This is a genomic window from Paucibacter sp. PLA-PC-4 (assembly GCF_026241155.1).
Lineage (GTDB): Bacteria > Pseudomonadota > Gammaproteobacteria > Burkholderiales > Burkholderiaceae_C > Roseateles_E.
Map to the genome: position 1 here is coordinate 287,523 of NZ_JAPFGP010000002.1, position 15,471 is coordinate 302,993.

18 protein-coding genes are annotated in these 15,471 nt (G+C 67.7%); 11 read left to right on the plus strand and 7 right to left on the minus strand.

Annotated elements, in window-relative coordinates:
• Nucleotides 1-128: 128 nt before the first annotated feature.
• The gene (locus OOZ63_RS04260; protein ID WP_266004102.1) at nt 129-878 is read left to right on the plus strand and encodes a DUF6345 domain-containing protein; all 750 of its coding nucleotides are present in this window, start codon (nt 129-131) and stop codon (nt 876-878) included.
• A 50-nt stretch (nt 879-928) separates the two neighbouring features.
• Nucleotides 929-1,870 (plus strand): hypothetical protein, encoded by a 942-nt coding sequence (locus OOZ63_RS04265; protein ID WP_266004104.1) that lies wholly within the window; start codon nt 929-931, stop codon nt 1,868-1,870.
• Between the two features lie 24 nt (nt 1,871-1,894).
• On the opposite strand, the gene OOZ63_RS04270 is transcribed toward OOZ63_RS04265, so the two are convergent.
• Both OOZ63_RS04270 and arsC read right to left on the minus strand, forming a co-directional pair.
• A complete protein-coding gene (locus OOZ63_RS04270) occupies nt 1,895-2,515 on the minus strand; it encodes a hypothetical protein (RefSeq protein WP_266004105.1) in 621 nt (206 codons plus the stop codon).
• A 276-nt stretch (nt 2,516-2,791) separates the two neighbouring features.
• A complete protein-coding gene (gene arsC, locus OOZ63_RS04275) occupies nt 2,792-3,142 on the minus strand; it encodes an arsenate reductase (glutaredoxin) (protein WP_266004106.1) in 351 nt (116 codons plus the stop codon).
• 79 nt (nt 3,143-3,221) lie between these two features.
• Between arsC and OOZ63_RS04280 the strand changes: the two genes are divergently transcribed.
• Complete coding sequence (locus tag OOZ63_RS04280; RefSeq protein ID WP_266004107.1) at nt 3,222-4,943, plus strand: acyl-CoA synthetase; 1,722 nt, start codon at nt 3,222-3,224, stop codon at nt 4,941-4,943.
• A 396-nt stretch (nt 4,944-5,339) separates the two neighbouring features.
• Here OOZ63_RS04280 and OOZ63_RS04285 read toward each other — a convergent pair whose 3' ends face one another.
• From OOZ63_RS04285 to OOZ63_RS04305, 5 genes are read right to left on the minus strand one after another with little or no spacing between them, the layout of a single operon-like run.
• On the minus strand, nt 5,340-5,642 hold the full coding sequence (locus OOZ63_RS04285; protein ID WP_266004109.1) for a FitA-like ribbon-helix-helix domain-containing protein: 303 nt from the start codon (nt 5,640-5,642) through the stop codon (nt 5,340-5,342).
• 26 nt (nt 5,643-5,668) lie between these two features.
• On the minus strand, nt 5,669-6,424 hold the full coding sequence (locus OOZ63_RS04290; RefSeq protein ID WP_266004111.1) for a hypothetical protein: 756 nt from the start codon (nt 6,422-6,424) through the stop codon (nt 5,669-5,671).
• Nucleotides 6,425-6,454: 30 nt separating this feature from the next.
• On the minus strand, nt 6,455-7,018 hold the full coding sequence (locus tag OOZ63_RS04295; RefSeq protein WP_266004112.1) for a hypothetical protein: 564 nt from the start codon (nt 7,016-7,018) through the stop codon (nt 6,455-6,457).
• Nucleotides 7,015-7,251 carry a helix-turn-helix domain-containing protein gene (locus tag OOZ63_RS04300; protein WP_266004113.1) on the minus strand — a complete coding sequence of 79 codons (237 nt, stop codon included), beginning with the start codon at nt 7,249-7,251 and terminating at the stop codon, nt 7,015-7,017. The genes OOZ63_RS04295 and OOZ63_RS04300 overlap by 4 nt, the downstream gene beginning before the upstream one ends.
• A gap of 14 nt (nt 7,252-7,265) precedes the next feature.
• Entirely contained in the window at nt 7,266-7,823 is a 558-nt protein-coding gene (locus OOZ63_RS04305) for a DUF2975 domain-containing protein (RefSeq protein ID WP_266004114.1), read from the minus strand.
• A gap of 161 nt (nt 7,824-7,984) precedes the next feature.
• Here OOZ63_RS04305 and OOZ63_RS04310 point away from each other — a divergent pair, with 161 nt between their 5' ends.
• From OOZ63_RS04310 to OOZ63_RS04345, 8 genes are all read left to right on the plus strand, one after another.
• Nucleotides 7,985-9,040 (plus strand): aldo/keto reductase, encoded by a 1,056-nt coding sequence (locus tag OOZ63_RS04310; protein WP_266004115.1) that lies wholly within the window; start codon nt 7,985-7,987, stop codon nt 9,038-9,040.
• 27 nt (nt 9,041-9,067) lie between these two features.
• Nucleotides 9,068-9,472, plus strand: a complete 405-nt coding sequence (locus tag OOZ63_RS04315; protein WP_266004116.1) for a DUF2946 family protein — start codon at nt 9,068-9,070, stop codon at nt 9,470-9,472.
• Between the two features lie 71 nt (nt 9,473-9,543).
• On the plus strand, nt 9,544-11,676 hold the full coding sequence (locus OOZ63_RS04320; RefSeq protein ID WP_266004117.1) for a TonB-dependent receptor: 2,133 nt from the start codon (nt 9,544-9,546) through the stop codon (nt 11,674-11,676).
• A gap of 2 nt (nt 11,677-11,678) precedes the next feature.
• Complete coding sequence (locus tag OOZ63_RS04325) at nt 11,679-13,169, plus strand: PepSY domain-containing protein (protein ID WP_266004118.1); 1,491 nt, start codon at nt 11,679-11,681, stop codon at nt 13,167-13,169.
• A gap of 33 nt (nt 13,170-13,202) precedes the next feature.
• Nucleotides 13,203-13,625: a thioredoxin TrxC gene (gene trxC / locus OOZ63_RS04330; RefSeq protein ID WP_266004119.1), complete on the plus strand. Its 423-nt coding sequence runs from the start codon at nt 13,203-13,205 to the stop codon at nt 13,623-13,625.
• A 171-nt stretch (nt 13,626-13,796) separates the two neighbouring features.
• Nucleotides 13,797-14,303 carry a Cys-tRNA(Pro) deacylase gene (gene ybaK, locus OOZ63_RS04335; RefSeq protein WP_266004120.1) on the plus strand — a complete coding sequence of 169 codons (507 nt, stop codon included), beginning with the start codon at nt 13,797-13,799 and terminating at the stop codon, nt 14,301-14,303.
• Between the two features lie 6 nt (nt 14,304-14,309).
• Nucleotides 14,310-15,041 carry a glycerol-3-phosphate 1-O-acyltransferase PlsY gene (gene plsY / locus OOZ63_RS04340; protein WP_266004121.1) on the plus strand — a complete coding sequence of 244 codons (732 nt, stop codon included), beginning with the start codon at nt 14,310-14,312 and terminating at the stop codon, nt 15,039-15,041.
• Nucleotides 15,038-15,385 carry a RidA family protein gene (locus tag OOZ63_RS04345; RefSeq protein WP_266004122.1) on the plus strand — a complete coding sequence of 116 codons (348 nt, stop codon included), beginning with the start codon at nt 15,038-15,040 and terminating at the stop codon, nt 15,383-15,385. The genes plsY and OOZ63_RS04345 overlap by 4 nt, the downstream gene beginning before the upstream one ends.
• Nucleotides 15,386-15,471: the final 86 nt, after the last annotated feature.

Consider the following 15,471-nt stretch of genomic DNA (forward strand, 5'->3'; position numbering starts at 1 on the left):
GGCTAGTGAGAGCAGGGCCCCTAGAAGCATGACCCCCCCAAGCTTGATCGTTGAGCGGACGTGGCCCGCTGTCTAGTCTGCACAGCAAGCCGGCGCTCTTGCCGGCTGCTACTCTCAAGGAGGCACCCATGGCCAGATTCGGCATCGAAGCCATTCGTTACTGCAACCACGCCCGCGCCGCCGGCGTGACCACATCGAGTGACCTGACCTACACCTTCAATCGCGCCAACGGCTTTGACAGCAAGCTGCGCAGCGCCGGCCATGGCCGCGCGTTCTACTGGGCCAATACCGACTGCTGGGAGACCGATATCCGTGACAACGACCGCGGCGGCGGTGATCGGAGCTGGGTCGACGATGTCGATCTATTCTGGATCGAGACCCATGGCAACCACACTGCGGACGGCCAGGCCCTGATGCTTTACGACACGCCGCAGACCGGCTGGTTCACCTTCTCGGGCGACTGGCAGCTGGGCGAGAACTGGAATGCCGAATGGGTGATGGCCTATTCCTGCAAGACGGTGGATCGCAACAACGTGGCCGGGCTGTGGAACATCTTCGGCGGCCTGCATATCTACTGCGGTGCCTGGGAGAACATGTACGACGCCTGGACCACCGACGAGTGTGGCGAGGATGTGGCGCACAACCTGGTGCATGGCGACTCCGTCTCGCATGCCTGGCATGACGGTGTCTCCGACTGGGCCGTTGACAACCACCCGATCACCGTCTGCGTCGGCGACGCTGCAACCTGGAACAACGGCAATGTTCGCTGGGACCTCAGCGCGCTCAATCGTGACCATCTGTGGGGCCATGGCAGCGTCGTGCCCGATCTGCCGCCCAGCCGCCAGGCCTGCTTGCTGTGGCGCTGGACCGAGGGCTGAGAGCCGAAGCCTGAAGCGTTCAACAAACTTCTTACCGGACATCAACAATCATGGACATCAATCAACTGATGGAATCGCTCGCGGCCTCCTTCAAGCAGGAGCTGCCCGCCGAGCTGGCCATTCTGGAGCTGCGTCGAAGCTCGGTCGACGAGCAGCAGCGCCGTCTTCGCAAGCTACTCAAGGGCAGCAGCGAGGCCTGCGACCAGAACTTCGAACGCGGCCAGTGGGAGACTTTCGACGACCACACGCTGGTGCGTCTGAGCGAGGGCGCCAGGGCCGTGCTCTATCACGCCAGCGGCGCGGTCAAGCTCAGCAGCGGGCTGGCGCCGATGGAGGCTTTGTTCAAAGAGGCCCAGCCCAAGCAGCAACTCGCCGATCACACCGCCAAGCTGCTGCAGTCGCTGGGCCTGCATGACTCGCTAGGGCGCGGCGAGGCTTTGAGCTTCGAGCGGCTGTGGCAGATCAAGGCGGCCGCTACGGACCGCAGCGGGCATCAGAGCGAGCCGGTGCTGTGCCGCGCGATCGGTGCGTTCCGGCACCACATCGAGGGCATCCCGGTGCTGGGCCCCGCCTCGGCGGCGCTGCAGATCGCCGGCAACGGCGAGTTCGACATGCTCTCGACCCTGCTGCGCAGTCCCGGTGGCGAAGCGCTGGAGCGCGCCAAGCCGCTGCACCCGGAGCGCGCGGTTCGCCAGTTACTGAGCCAGCTGCAGGCCAAGTTCGAGCTGCAGCGCGGCAAGCAAGACAGCCAGATCGACTTCGAGTGCCGCGACGGCCTGCGCTTCGGCTATCTGAGCCTTTCCAAGCGCAAGGTTCAGCGCCTTTTGGCGCCTGTCTATATGGCGACCATCGACGTCACCCACGACAAGCTGCGCCAAGGCCTGATCCTGGTGACCGCCGCGACGGAGAAGGAGTATCTGCCGCTGAACCCGCCGGGCCAGGAGAACCCGCCGACGCTGAGCAGTAAGACCGCCGGCAAGCGCTGCTGCTGAGGCCGGCCGAGGCCGGGCGATCCGTCAGCGCCGCCGCGCGAAGGCATCGGGGTGCTGAGGCCCGTACCAGTTCTTCTCCTCGGCATGGTCTAGCAAGAGGAAGCGCGGCAACTGCGGCACTGCCAGCAGCAACGCGCCGCTGAGCAAGAAGCCCGCCGCCAGCAGCAGATGGACCTGGCCGAGCGGAAAATGCAGCAGCACGCCGGCCGCCGCCGTCGCCGCGGCCAGTTGCGCTGCCGCGATATGCCCGGCCGCCATGCGGGCGATCAGTGCGTCTGCCATGTCGGCCACCCTCACCAGCAGACCCAGCGACAGGGCCGCCGCGCAGGCACCGAAGCACAGCGACGACAGACCCAGCGGCTGCAGGCGCAGCGGCAGTAGCAGGCCGGTGGCCGGTAGCACGAACACCAACATCAAGGCCTCGACTATTGTCCACCAGCGGTTCAGCGGCACGCCCCATTTGGAGCGCATGCCGGCCGTCATTTCAGCGAACCAGCCACTGCAGGCCGCGCGTGCGACCGGGAAGGGCGACGCGGCTATGCGCCAGGCGGCGACTGCGGCAACACCGAACATCAGCAGGTTCAGCAGCGTCGCCTCCGCAATGGCGCCCAGCTGCAGGCCTGGCGCGAGGCCGTGCTGGCCCACTTTCCGCCGGGCACGCGGGTCAGCAGCACGGATGGCGGCTATGTGCTGTGGGTTACATTGCCCGGCGGCCTGGACGCCTGCGCGCTACTTGAAGAGACTCGGTGCCGGGGCTACAGCTTCGTGCCGGCGCGGTCTTCAGCATGGGCACGCAGTTTGACAATTGCCTGCGGCTGAGGGCCGGCCACCCGCTCGATGCGGCACGGCTGCAGGGCGTCCGCTGCTCGGGAGCAGTCGGCCATCCGGCTGCTGGCGGCCAGCAGCCCTCGGCACCGCGGCTCAGAGCCAGCCTAGCAGCAACTCCGGCGGCCGGGCGATCAGCGCACGCCGATCCTGCACGACGATGGGGCGCTGCAGCAGGATGGGGTGGGCGGCAATCGCCGCCAACAGGTCCAGTTCGCCCAGCGACGGGTCGGCCAGTCCCAGGCGCTGGTACTCGTCCTCACTGCTGCGCAGGAGCTCGCGGGCCGGGAGGCCCAGCAGGGCCACCAGGCCCTGCAACTCGGCAACATCGGGTGGTGTCTTCAGATACTCGATCACCAAGGGGTTCAGGCCTCGGGCCTGAAGCAGGGCCAGTGCCTCGCGGGACTTGGAGCAGCGCGGGTTGTGATAGATGCTGGGGCTTTTCATGGCGCTAGGGTAAGCCATGAGGCCGCTGGCGTCGCTGCTCGCTACCCTCAGCGGCTCATTGCCACGAGGCGGAGGCCGGATGAGCACCCACAAGAACGACGCCTACACGGCCTTGCACAGCGCGTTCCGCTGGCAGGTGCCCGAGTTTTTCAGTATCGCCGAGGCCTGCTGCGGGCGCTGGGCCCGCGACACGCCGGAGGCCACGGCCGTGCTGTTCGACAGCGACAGCGGCTGTCGTGCGCACTACAGCTACGGCCAGCTGCAGCGCGCCGCGAACCGGCTCAGCAATGCGCTGCGGCGCCTGGGTGTGCGGCGCGGCGACCGGGTCGCGGTGGTGCTGCCACAGCGCTTCGAGACCGCGGTGGCCCAGATCGCGATCAGCCAGCTCGGTGCGGTGGCGATGCCGCTGTCCATGCTGTTCGGCCCCGAGGCGCTGGAGTACCGGCTGCAGGACAGCCGTGCGGTGCTGGCCCTGGTCGAGTGCGGGGCGTTGGAGGCGCTGCGCAGCGTGCGTGCGCGCTGCCCGGCGCTGCGCCATCTGATCGTCGTCGGCGACTGCCAGGCAGACTGTGACGAGATTGGCTGGATGGCCGCGCTGCAGGCCGAGGACGCCCGCTTCACGGCCGAGCGGACCAAGGCCGACGAAGCCGCCGTGCTGATCTACACCAGCGGTACGACCGGCCCGCCCAAGGGCGCGCTGATCCCTAACTGCGCTTTGATTGGCAATCTGAGCGGCTTTGTCGCCAGCCAGAACTGGTTCGGCTTTGATCCGGCCGCGCCCGGCAAGGGCACGCAGGCGGTGTTCTGGAGCCCGGCCGACTGGGCCTGGACCGGCGGGCTGATGGATGCGCTCTTGCCAACGCTGTACTTCGGCAGGCCCATCGTCGCCTACCAGGGCCGCTTTGCGCCCGACAAGGCCTTCGAGCTGATGGCCGCGCACGGCGTGACCCACACCTTTTTGTTCCCAACCGCGCTGAAGGCGATGATGAAGGCGCTGCCGAGGCCGCGTGAACGCTATGCGCTTAAGCTCGAAGCCATCATGAGCGCCGGCGAGGCGGTAGGCGATGCGGTGTTCGCCTACTGCCGCGAGCAACTGGGTGTGACGGTCAATGAGATGTTCGGCCAGACCGAGATCAACTATGTGGTGGGCAACTGCAGCCGCTTCTGGCCGGCCCGGCCCGGCAGCATGGGTCGGGCTTATCCGGGCCACCGCGTCGCAGTGATCGACGCCGATGGCAAGACCTGTCCCCCTGGCGTGGCCGGCGATGTAGCGGTACACCGGCGCGATGTGCATGGTCATCCCGATCCGGTGTTTTTCCTGGGCTACTGGGGCCGTGAGGACGCTACGCGAGCCAAGTTCACCGGCGATCCCGATGACAGCTGGTGCCGCACCGGCGATATGGCGGTGCAGGATAGGGACGGCTATTTCTGGTACCAGGGCCGCAGCGACGATGTCTTCAAGTCGGCCGGCTACCGCATTGGCCCGAGCGAGATCGAGAACTGTCTGGTCAAGCATGCGGCGGTGGCGAACGCTGCCGTGGTGCCCAAGCCTGATGCCGAGCGCGGTGCCCTGGTCAAGGCCTATGTGGTGTTGGCTGCGGGGCAGCAGGGCTCGGCGGCGCTGATCGCCGAGCTGCAGGCCCATGTCAAGGGCCGGCTCGCGCCCTACGAATACCCGAAGGAGATCGAGTTCATTGAGGCCCTGCCGATGACCACCACCGGCAAGCTGCAGCGTGGCGTTTTGCGGCGGCAGGAGCAGGAGCGGGCGGCGGCGCGGCAGATCACGCCTGTCATGGGTTGATGTCGGACGCTGCAGCGGCTTCGAAAGGACCGGTGTTCCGAGCGAAAACGGCGAAGCCATGGGATGCTGTGATCGCCCCGAAATAGCCTTGGGCCGAGGCAATGGCCGGGCCCGCACTGCGGGCCTTGGCCATCAGGGCCGCACCAGCCTTTGTGCAGGGCGGATCAAAGGGCAGCATGCGGCCGGCGAACGGGGGCAGCACGCGCTTTTCCAGGTTTTCTTGAAGCCGCGTGCGTCACTGGCCGATCGGAAGCAGCGCGACGCCCGTCGGCGACTGCGCCACCGTGATGGCGCCAAGGAACAGGGCTTCCATCGCTTTGGCGTCAGTTCATTCGCTGACCCGTGGCTCGGACGGGTGGCGCAACGGTTGCTACATCACACTCATGTCGAGCATGATCATCCGAGGCCCGGGGCTTGGGCGTTGTTCTTGTCACGCGTACGCTCGAACACGGCGAGTTCCGCATCGCTCAACTTGGACCGACGGCCTAAATCAGCCGACAGCGAACCCAGCTTCAGGCGGCCCTGAGTGTTGATGGCAGCCTCCAGGATCTCGCACACCTCGGCCTCCCGGCTCTGGCAATTTAGAGCCGCGCGCACGCGCAGGGAGAGGTGAATATCATCTGAAGCTACGCGCAGAGCATGGCCAAGGCGATCGCCTCGAATGCACTCTTTGCATGCAATCTGCAGTTTTGCATTCAAATGCCCCGGTCATCGCCGGGTTCCGGCTACTGCGCCCGCGAGCTCGTTAGCCGCACGCTGAGTCGGGCATCGGCCGGCGCCACCAGGCGTGCCGCGTCGGGCCAGGGCTCGGCGCCGGTCAGCGTGGTGCAGGGCGGGCTGGGCTTGTCCTTGGGCGCGTCGGGGTCGCGATCCTTGGGCTCGGCCGCGAGCGGCAGGCCCAGCAACTGGCCCTGCTCGTCGCGCCACTCCATCTCCCACGTCGCCTCGGCGCTGCAGACCCGCACGCCCTGGATCTGCGGGAACAGCCAGCGCGCATACCAGGGCAGCAGCTCGCTGCGCAGGGTGCGGGCGATGCCGGTGATACGGCGCACCGTGGCCATGCTCAGCTGGTCGGGTGGCGTGGTCAGGCGGATGCGGCCCTGCATCTCTGCCGCTCCGCGCGGGATATTGCTGGCCAGCTCCGCCCCCTTGGCCTGCTCCGGCGGCAGCAAGGGCAGCTCGAAGCGGCCCTCGGCGTCGACCTTGATCGGTAGATAGCCTTCCTCATGGGCCACCGCCAGCTTCGGCGCGGGCTGGGCCGTGAAGGTCTTGGGGCCGAGCTTGAAGTCCATCACGATCAGGCCCTGGCCGTACTTCTTCAGCCCCTGCAGCATCGTGTTCATGCGCTCGTAAGGCATCGCGGCGGGATCGCGCACCAGGCCGACCTGGACGGTGTCGAGCTGGGCGGGCGGCTGCGTCTGCGCCTGCGCCAGTGCGGCGGGCAGGGCAATGAAGTACAGCAGCCAGATCGGCTTGGTCATGGGCAACTCCGTGTCGAATGTTCTGTCTGTTCAGCGGCGGCACTTGCCACGCGCCTCCGCCAGCAGCCAAAAGGGTGCGCTGAGCAACCCCATGCCGCCGCCTGCGAACTCGCCTTTCAGGCAGTCGCCGTCGGCGCTCCTGGCGATGTCATGGCCCAGTCGTTGCTGGGTGGTCTCGGGCAGGGATTTCGCCTGTGCCGCCTCGGGGGCGCTCAGCGCGGCCTGGCGCACCGCGCGCCGCGTCGCTTCGCTGTCGAGCAGCGAGGGCAAGGGGGCGGAGGCAGGCGGCGTGGCAGATGGACTGGCGGCGAGGGCTTCGGGCGGGATGTTGACCGCAGGTGGCTGCGCGCTGATCGTGTCGGGCATCGCCCGCGCTGCGGCACGCGGCTGCGTGATGCTGATCGGTCTTGGCGCGACAGCAGGCGGCTGAGGGCGGGCAGCCGGCCGGGCCAGGGGCTGCAGGCGCAGGCTGATCAGCTGCCGCTCGGTTTTGTGCGCAGGCGCGGACGAGTTCCCCTGCGTCAGCAGCAGCCAAAGTAGGCCGTGGATCAGCAGCACCAGCAGCAGCGCGGGCCGGGCCAGGCGCTTGATCATGCGTCCGGACCCTGGGCCGGCGTTGCTGGGCCGCTCTCATAGCCCAGCAGATCGCCGGGCTGGCATTCCAGCACCTCGCAGATTCGGGCAAGCGTCTCAAAGCGCACGCCGCGCACCTTTCCGGATTTCAAGAGCGAGAGATTGGCCTCGGTGATGCCGATGCGCTCGGCCAGCTCGCGCGAGCGCATTTTGCGCCGCGCCAGCATCAGGTCCAGGGTCACGAGGATGGGCATGCCGCTTGCCTGTCTCAGATGAACTCGGCGTTCTCGTCTGCCACTCGCACCGCTTCTCGCATCACCGCAGCAATGGCCAGCAGCATCAGGCCGAACAGCAGGCACAGATAGTGTTCGGACGATAGTGTCAACGCGAGCTGGCGCTCACCGGGCGGATTGCCCAGGGTCAGGGCCAGCAGAGCCAGGGTCTGGCCCAGCGGCATCGCCAGCGCCAGGCCGACCAGTGCCAGGCCCAGGCGGTGCAGATGACGCACCGGCGCCAGCGCCAGCAGTTCGCTGCGCGCATAGCAGCCGAACAGGCACCAGACCTGCCACATCGCCCAGGCGCCTACTAGGGCCGGCAGCGCCGAGGCCGCGAGTCCGGCCAGGCGGGAGCCTCCGTCCAGTTGCAGGTTGGCGGCACTGGAGCCCCATTCCTGGCGTGCCACCCTGGCCACCCACTCCGGCTGGCTCCAGAACAGCAGGGGCAGCAGCAGCTGGGCCGCACCTCCCACCAAGGCGAGCAGGCGCACCAGCCGTATCAGGCCCTGGATGCGGCGCTGGCCGCCGAAATGGCTGGTGTGGGTGCTCATGGTGGCCATGTGTTGACAAGAAATTTACTGTAAAACAATAAAAAATAGATGTAAAGCAAAAAATATTCGGGCGCATAGCGAGCGGCGATGGCCGACCGCGACTTGCGGCACACTGCCGCCTGATCAGGCCTGCATGCCGCAGGAGCCAGGAGTAAAGAAAGATGGAATTCACCACATTGGGCCGCTCGGACTTGCGCGTGAGCCGGATCTGCCTGGGCACGATGACCTTCGGCGAGCAGGTCGACGAGGCCGCCAGCCATGCCTTGCTGGACAGCGCCGTGGCCCAGGGCATCAACTTCATTGACATGGCCGAGATGTACCCGGTGCCGGCCCGCGCCGAGACCTTTGCGGATACCGAACGCATCATCGGCCGCTGGCTCAGCCGCCGGCCGGGCCTGCGTGAGAAGCTGGTGATCGCGACCAAGGTCAGCGGCCCCTCGCGCGGCTACGGCTGGATCCGCCAGGGCTCGCCCGATCTGACGGCCGCCGACATCATCGCCGCCTGCGAGGCCAGCCTGCAGCGCCTGCAGATCGACCATATCGATCTCTACCAGATCCACTGGCCGGCCCGCCATGTGCCGATGTTCGGCGGGCAGTTCTTCGAGCCGGCCAAGGACCAGCCAGTCACGCCCATCTTGGCCCAGCTCGAAGCGCTGGGCCAGTTGGTCAAGGCCGGCAAGGTGCGACACATCGGCTTGTCCAATGAAACGCCGTATGGCGTGGCCGAGTTCATCCATCTGGCGGAACAGCACGGTCTGCCGCGCGTGGTCTCGGTGCAGAATGCCTATAGCCTGGTCAACCGCGTGCCTGAGAACGGGCTCGACGAGGCGCTGTACCGCCACCAGGTTTCGCTGCTGGCTTACTCGCCGCTGGCCTTCGGCACGCTGACCGGCAAGTACGACGCCAGTGGCTTGGCCGACCCGGCGTCCGGCCGGCTCGCGTTGTTCGAGAGCATGAAGAAGCAGCGCTGGGCCCGGCCCGAGACGCTCGCCGCCGCGCGGCGCTACAACGCGCTGGCCCGCGCGCACGACTTGAGTCCGACGCGCATGGCACTGGCCTGGTGCTATGGCCGTTGGCAGACCGCCAGCTCCATCATCGGCGTCACCAGCCAGGCCCAGCTTGACGAGGACATCGCGGCCTGGGGCACGGTGCTATCGCCGGAGCTGCTGGCCGAGATCGACACGGTCCGCTGGGAGATCCGCGACCCGGCGCAGTGAACCTCAGGGTCTAGAATCCTTCTCGCGATGCGCGCCCACACCTCCTTCCACCGCTGCACGGCCTTGCTGGCCGTGCTGGCGCTGCTGTGGGCGGCTCTGGTGCCGGGTCTTGCCCATGCGCTGCAGACCCGCTCCGACAGCGTCTGGGTCGAAGTCTGCACCGTGCAGGGCCCCGGCTTTGTGCGCCTGGATACGGCGGTCCTTGCCGAGGATCCGCTGGCGCCGCTGGAGCTGGGAAAAAAGAGCAGCCCCTGGGGCGAGCATTGCCCGCTGTGCACGTTGCCTGTTGATCACTCGGCCCCGCCGCCGACCCTGCCCACCGGCGCCTCGCCGACCCTGGGCTTTGAGCGCCCGCTCGCTTTCTGGCGCGCCCCGCGCTTGCTCGCCGTCTGGGCCAGCGCCCAGGCGCGCGCGCCCCCGCTGACGACCTGACAGTAGTTCCTCGCCCGATTTCGCCGGCCCTGCCTTGCTTGCAGCGGCCGGCCCCTCTGTCATGTCCGTCAATGAAAAAATATTTGATCAGCGTGCTGGCTGTGCTGGCCTGCACCCGTGCCCACGCCCACCAACATGAACAACTGCAGCCGGTCCTGGTCACCGGCAGCGCCCAGCGCAGCGATCTCGACGAGGCCGCCGGCAGCAGCTCCCGGCTCGGCCTGAGCCTGCGCGAGACCCCGGCTAGCGTGACCGTGGTCTCGCGCGATGAGATTGAGCGGCGCGTCTATGTCAATACCCAGGAGGTGCTCAAGAGCGTGCCCGGCGTGGTCTTTGCCGACCCGCCGGGCTCGGCCGGCAGCGTGTTCTACCGCGGCTTCGGCTCGGGCTCGCTGTCCCAGCTCTACAACGGCATCAGCGTGCAGTACGACGCGATCGCCGCGCGGCCGCTGGACAGCTGGCTGGTTGAGCGGGTCGAGGCCATCGGCGGTGCCTCGAGCTTTCTGAACGGCTCGGGCGCGGTGGGCGGCACGATCAATGTGATCAGCAAGATCGCGGATCGCGGCGGCGACATCAGCCGCCTGCGCCTGGGCCTGGGCGACCGCGGCGCCCAGGGCTCGGCCAGCCTGCAGCGCAGTCTCGGCGAGCAGGTCTTGCGTGTCGAGCTGAACCGCAACGAAGGCGCGCTCTGGACCCAGGGCCGCGAGCGCACGGCCTGGCAGGCCAGCGCCTCCTGGCTGGCGCCGCTGAGCGCGGGCCTGACCCACACGCTGGCCGTCGAGCGCCAGCACGAGAAGGTCATGCAACCCTACTGGGGCACACCGATGCTGCGCGCCGCCGACGGCACGGTGCCCGCCGGCCAGCTGCACTTCGACGCGGCGACCTTGGGCGTCAACTACAACGTGCTCGACGGCCGCTACCAGCAGGACGTGACCTGGGCCCGCTCCATCCTGGCGTGGCGCGTCAGCGAACGCACGCGGCTGAGCCACACGCTCTACCTCTACGACGCGCTGCGCGACTACGAGAATGTCGAGACCTATGTCTTCAAGAACGGCAACAGCGCAGTCGAGCGCCGCGATGCGCTGCTGCAGCGCCATGACCAGCGCGTCTGGGGCAGCCGCACCGAGCTGAGCCACGGCAGCGAGATCGCCGGTCTGCGCTCGGACTTCGCGGCCGGCCTGGACTGGAGCTTCAACCAGCAGACCCGCTTCCCGCTGTCGGTGGCCGGGCCTTTCGACACCACCGATCCCTACCAGCCCGTCGCCAGCTACTTCTACAGCACCCCGGGCATCAAGCCCGGCTACAGCCCTGGCGCCAGCAATCTGCTGCGCACGCTGGCGCTGTTCGTCGAGAACCGCACCGTGCTGGGCGGCGGCTATGCCCTGGTCAGCGCCTTGCGCTGGGACCGCATCGCGCTGGATGTGCGCAACCACCGCACCGTGACAGCCACCAATCCGGCCCTGTTCACGACCGACTTCAAGCCGCTGACCGGCCGGCTGGGTCTGGTCAAGGACCTCAGCAAGGACTGGCAGGTCTATGCCCAGACCAGCAGCGCGGCCGACCCGCCGTCCGGCGTGCTGGCCACGGCCGGCGCCAGCGCGCTGCGCAGCTTCGAGCTGACGCGCGGCCGCCAGCTCGAGATCGGCAGCAAGCTCGCCTTCGACCAGGGGCGCGGTCAGGCCACCGTGGCGCTGTACGACCTGCGCCGCAAGAACTTCTCCATCACCGACCCCAACAACAGCAGCAATGTGCTGCCAGTCGGTGCGCAGAGCAGCCGTGGCGCCGAGCTCAGGCTGCAGTGGCGACCCAGCGCCCAGCTGAGCCTGAGCGGACAGCTGAGCCACACCCGCGCGCGCTACAAAGCCTTCACCGAAGGCACGGTCTCGCGCGCCGGCCAGACCCCGGCGAATGTGCCGACCTGGGTGGCCGGCGCCGCGCTGGACTGGCAGCCGCTGGAGAGCCTGGGCCTGGGCATGGACTGGCGCCATGTCGGCAAGCGCTATGCCAATGTCGCCAACACGATCTGGGACGGCGCCTACAACCTCGTCGGCGCCAGCGCCACCTTCAAGATCGACCGCCAGACCACGCTGCAGGCCCGCGTCGACAACCTCGGCGATGAACGCTATGTAGCCAGCCTCAGCAGCAATCTGCCTTATCTGGGCGCGCCCCGCAGCGTCAGCCTGGCGGTGGACTGGAAGTTCTGAGCATGAAGACAAAGTTCAAGCGTTGGCTCTATCTGCTGCATCGCTGGGCCGGCATCGCGCTGTGTCTGGTGATGGCGCTGTGGTTCCTGTCCGGCATGGTGATGATGTATGTGGGCTATCCCAAGCTCACCTCGGCCGAGCAGTTGCAGGGGCTGGCACCGCTGCCGGCGCAGGGCTGCTGCGTGCCGCTGGAACAGGCGCTGCGGGCCGCCAGTGTGGACCGGGCGCCGACGCAGTGGCGGCTGAGCTCGGTGGCCGGAGCGCCTCGCTATCTGTTCAGCGATGCCCGTGGCAAGACCGTCGTGGCGGTCGATGCGCGCAGCGGCGCGCGCATCACCGGCGTGGACGAAGCCCAGGCCGTGGCGGCGGCTGCGCACTTCGCCGGCGACGGTGCGGCGGCGCGCAGCCTGGGTCCGGTGCAGGAAGATGCCTGGACCCATTCGCGTGCGCTCGACGCGCACCGGCCGCTGCACCGGGTGGCGGTCGAGGACGGCCGCTGGCTTTATGTCAGCGGCGTCAGCGGCGAGGTGGTGCGCGATGCCAGCCTGACCGAGCGGACTTGGGGCTGGCTGGGCGCCTGGCTGCACTGGCTCTACCTCTTCCGCGGCGGGGCGTTGAATGCCTGGTGGACCGATATCGTGATTTGGCTGTCGGTGGCCGGCGGCGCGCTGGGGCTCAGCGGCCTGGTGGTCGGCATCTGGCGCTGGCGCTTCAAGGGCCGCTACAAGAGCGGCTCGCGCTCGCCCTATCGCGGCCGGATGGCGCGTTGGCACCACATCCTCGGCCTGCTCGGCGGCACGCTGGCGCTGAGCTGGGTGCTCAGCGGCCTGCTGTCGATGAACCCTTGGAAGGTCTTCGAGGCGCAAGGGCTGAAGCCTGATCGTCAGGCCTACGCCGGCGGCCCGCTGCAGGCCGGCGCGGCGCCAGCGGCCGATCTGGTGCTGGCCCGGCTGGCCGAGCAGGGCTTCGAGGCGCGGCTGCTGGAGTGGCGCCGCATCGGCGGCACGCACTATGTCTGGGCTCAGAGCGCCAGCGGCGCGCGGCTGCTCGACGCGCGGGGCGATTTGGTGCCAGGTATTGACGAGGCGAGCCTGGTGGCGGCGGCCCGCGCCATGCTGCCCGGCGCTTCGCTGCTGCAGCGCCAGTGGTTGCGTGGCTACGATGCCCTTTACTACGCCCGCGAGGCCCACACGATGACCGGCCAGCGCGAACGCCCGCTGCCGGCGCTGCGCCTGGTCTTCGGCGATGCGCTGGCCCACCACATCGTGCTGGACCCGGCCAGCGGCGCCGTGCTGCAAGTCAGCAACAGCCGCCAGCGCACCGAGCGCTGGCTGTTCGCCTTTCTGCACAGTTTCGACCTGCCGCAGTTGCTGGCGCTGCGTCCGCTATGGGATGGCTGGATGCTGATCTTCAGCCTGGCCGGACTGGGCTTGAGCCTGACGGGCGTGGTAATGGGCTGGCGCCGGCTTGCAATCCGGCGCCATGCCCTCTGATAGGCTGCAGCGTCTGATCGGAGCCTTCCCACCATGCACCTCGTCTGCCCCGCCTGTACCGCCACCAACCGCGTGCCAGAAGCCAAGCTCGAAGACCGGCCAGTCTGCGGCCGCTGCGGGGCCGAGCTGATGGCGGCGCGGCCGGTCGATCTCAATGACGCCAGCTTCGCCGCCTTTGTCGGCAAGACCGAGTTGCCGGTATTGGTGGACTTCTGGGCCGACTGGTGCGGCCCCTGCAAGATGATGGCCCCGCATTTCGCCCAGGCTGCCGCCCAGCAGCCGCTGATCCGCTTCGCCAAGCTCGACACCGAGGCCAACCGGCAGACCGCAGCGGCCTACAACATCCGAAGCATCCCGACCCTGATGCTGTTTCAGGGCGGCCGCGAGGTCGCCCGTCAGGCCGGCGCGCTGAGCGCGGTGGATCTGCAGCGCTGGCTGCAGGCGCAGCTGCGCTAGCGGCTCACCTTGCGATCGTGACGACCCCTTGGATCGGCGCCAATGCCGAGCTGACTTGAACGAGCTCGCCGGCTGGAGAAATCCGCCTGCAGCAGGGCTGAGCAGGACAGGTGGGCCGCTGGCGCAATCCGGTACAAGCCGGCCGGCTGAGCATGGGCCAGAATTCCGGTCATGAGCAAGAAGTCCTCCCCCCATGTCAGCGAGACGCCGGCGACCCAGTTGCTGCGCCAGCACAAGATTGCGTTCAGCGAGCATGTCTACGACTATGTCGAGCACGGCGGCACGGCCGAGTCGGCGCGGCAACTGGGCGTGCCGGAGCACGAAGTCGTCAAGACCCTGGTGATGCAGGATGAGAAAGCCCAACCGCTGATCGTGTTGATGCACGGCGACCGCCAGGTCAGCCTGAAGGAGCTGGCGCGCCAGATCCCCTGCAAGAAGGTCGAGCCCTGCAAGCCCGAGGTGGCTCAGCGCCACAGCGGCTACATGGTGGGCGGCACCTCGCCCTTTGGCACGCGCAAGGCGTTGCCGGTGTTCGTCGAGGCGACGATCCTTGACTTGCCAAAGATTTGCATCAACGGCGGGCGGCGCGGCTATCTGGTTGGCATTGATCCGCGGGTCCTGCCCGACTTGCTGCCTCTGCGCAGTGTCCATTGCGCACTGGACGCCGATGCACAATAGCGGCCCATGCAAGATACCCTCTACCCCCTGCTGGCCATCCTGGCCGGCTATCTGATCGGCTCGCTGTCCTTTGCCGTCATCATCAGCCGCGTGATGGGTCTGTCAGACCCGCGCAGCTACGGCTCGGGCAACCCCGGCGCCACCAATGTACTGCGCTCGGGCAACAAGGCCGCCGCCATTCTGACCCTGGTGTTCGATGCGCTGAAGGGCTATGTGCCGGTGCTGATGGTGCTGCTGTTCGGTTCCGACTTCGGCCTGAGCGAGGGCACGGCGGCCCTGGTGGGGCTGGCGGCTTTTCTGGGTCACCTGTGGCCGGTGTTCTTCCGCTTCGAGGGCGGCAAGGGAGTGGCCACGGCGGCCGGCGTGCTGCTGGCTATCAACCCGCTGCTGGGGGCGGCCACCTTGGTCACCTGGCTGATCATTGCCTATTTCTCCCGCTACTCCTCGCTGGCTTCGCTGGTCGCGGCGGTGTTCGCTCCCTTCTATCAGATGCTGATTTGGGGCGCCGGCCCCATCGTGCTGTGCGCTGGCCTGATGGGTCTGCTCTTGATCTGGCGCCATGCTGCCAATATCAAGAAGCTGATGAACGGCACCGAGAGCAAGATCGGACAAAAGGCACAAGGTTCGGCCGCAGCGCCGCCGGCCGGCGCGAGCAAGAAGCACCCGCACGGCGAGGGCTCCAAGCCGCGCGGCCATTCTCATCATCACCCCTCCAAATCCAAGGACAACAAGCCATGAGCATTCAACGATTCGACGTCGGCGCCCGTATCTCCGAGATGGCCGTGCACAACGGTGTGGCCTATCTGGCCGGCCAAGTGCCCGACGACGCCAGCCAGGACATCACCGGCCAGACCGCCCAGGTGCTGGCTGCGATCGACAAGCTGCTGGCGCGCGCTGGCAGCGACAAGAGCAAGATCTTGCGCGCCGAAATTTTCATCAAGGACCTGGCCGACTTTGCCGGCATGAATGCCGCCTGGGACGCCTGGGTTGCCAAGGACAACGCGCCGCCGCGCGCCACCGTCGAGGCCAATCTGGCCCGGCCGGAATGGAAGGTCGAGATCGTCGTCACAGCGGCCGTCTGAACGATCGAGTGGCGGGCTGATTGAAAATCCGCGTGTCGGTGGTTCGATTCCGCCCCAGCCACCATAAGAATCAAGCACTTAGCCCA

Excerpts from the sequence above, each read along its gene's own strand:
- OOZ63_RS04305 (WP_266004114.1), bottom strand. The coding sequence starts at position 7,823 with ATGAGCACCCACACCAGCCATTTCGGCGGCCAGCGCCGCATCCAGGGC.
- OOZ63_RS04295 (WP_266004112.1), bottom strand. The coding sequence starts at position 7,018 with ATGATCAAGCGCCTGGCCCGGCCCGCGCTGCTGCTGGTGCTGCTGATC.
- OOZ63_RS04300 (WP_266004113.1), bottom strand. The coding sequence starts at position 7,251 with ATGCCCATCCTCGTGACCCTGGACCTGATGCTGGCGCGGCGCAAAATG.
- OOZ63_RS04265 (WP_266004104.1), top strand. The coding sequence starts at position 929 with ATGGACATCAATCAACTGATGGAATCGCTCGCGGCCTCCTTCAAGCAG.
- ybaK (WP_266004120.1), top strand. The coding sequence starts at position 13,797 with ATGAGCAAGAAGTCCTCCCCCCATGTCAGCGAGACGCCGGCGACCCAG.
- OOZ63_RS04320 (WP_266004117.1), top strand. The coding sequence starts at position 9,544 with ATGAAAAAATATTTGATCAGCGTGCTGGCTGTGCTGGCCTGCACCCGT.
- plsY (WP_266004121.1), top strand. The coding sequence starts at position 14,310 with ATGCAAGATACCCTCTACCCCCTGCTGGCCATCCTGGCCGGCTATCTG.
- OOZ63_RS04325 (WP_266004118.1), top strand. The coding sequence starts at position 11,679 with ATGAAGACAAAGTTCAAGCGTTGGCTCTATCTGCTGCATCGCTGGGCC.
- OOZ63_RS04345 (WP_266004122.1), top strand. The coding sequence starts at position 15,038 with ATGAGCATTCAACGATTCGACGTCGGCGCCCGTATCTCCGAGATGGCC.
- trxC (WP_266004119.1), top strand. The coding sequence starts at position 13,203 with ATGCACCTCGTCTGCCCCGCCTGTACCGCCACCAACCGCGTGCCAGAA.
- OOZ63_RS04280 (WP_266004107.1), top strand. The coding sequence starts at position 3,222 with ATGAGCACCCACAAGAACGACGCCTACACGGCCTTGCACAGCGCGTTC.
- OOZ63_RS04310 (WP_266004115.1), top strand. The coding sequence starts at position 7,985 with ATGGAATTCACCACATTGGGCCGCTCGGACTTGCGCGTGAGCCGGATC.
- OOZ63_RS04260 (WP_266004102.1), top strand. The coding sequence starts at position 129 with ATGGCCAGATTCGGCATCGAAGCCATTCGTTACTGCAACCACGCCCGC.
- arsC (WP_266004106.1), bottom strand. The coding sequence starts at position 3,142 with ATGAAAAGCCCCAGCATCTATCACAACCCGCGCTGCTCCAAGTCCCGC.
- OOZ63_RS04315 (WP_266004116.1), top strand. The coding sequence starts at position 9,068 with ATGCGCGCCCACACCTCCTTCCACCGCTGCACGGCCTTGCTGGCCGTG.
- OOZ63_RS04290 (WP_266004111.1), bottom strand. The coding sequence starts at position 6,424 with ATGACCAAGCCGATCTGGCTGCTGTACTTCATTGCCCTGCCCGCCGCA.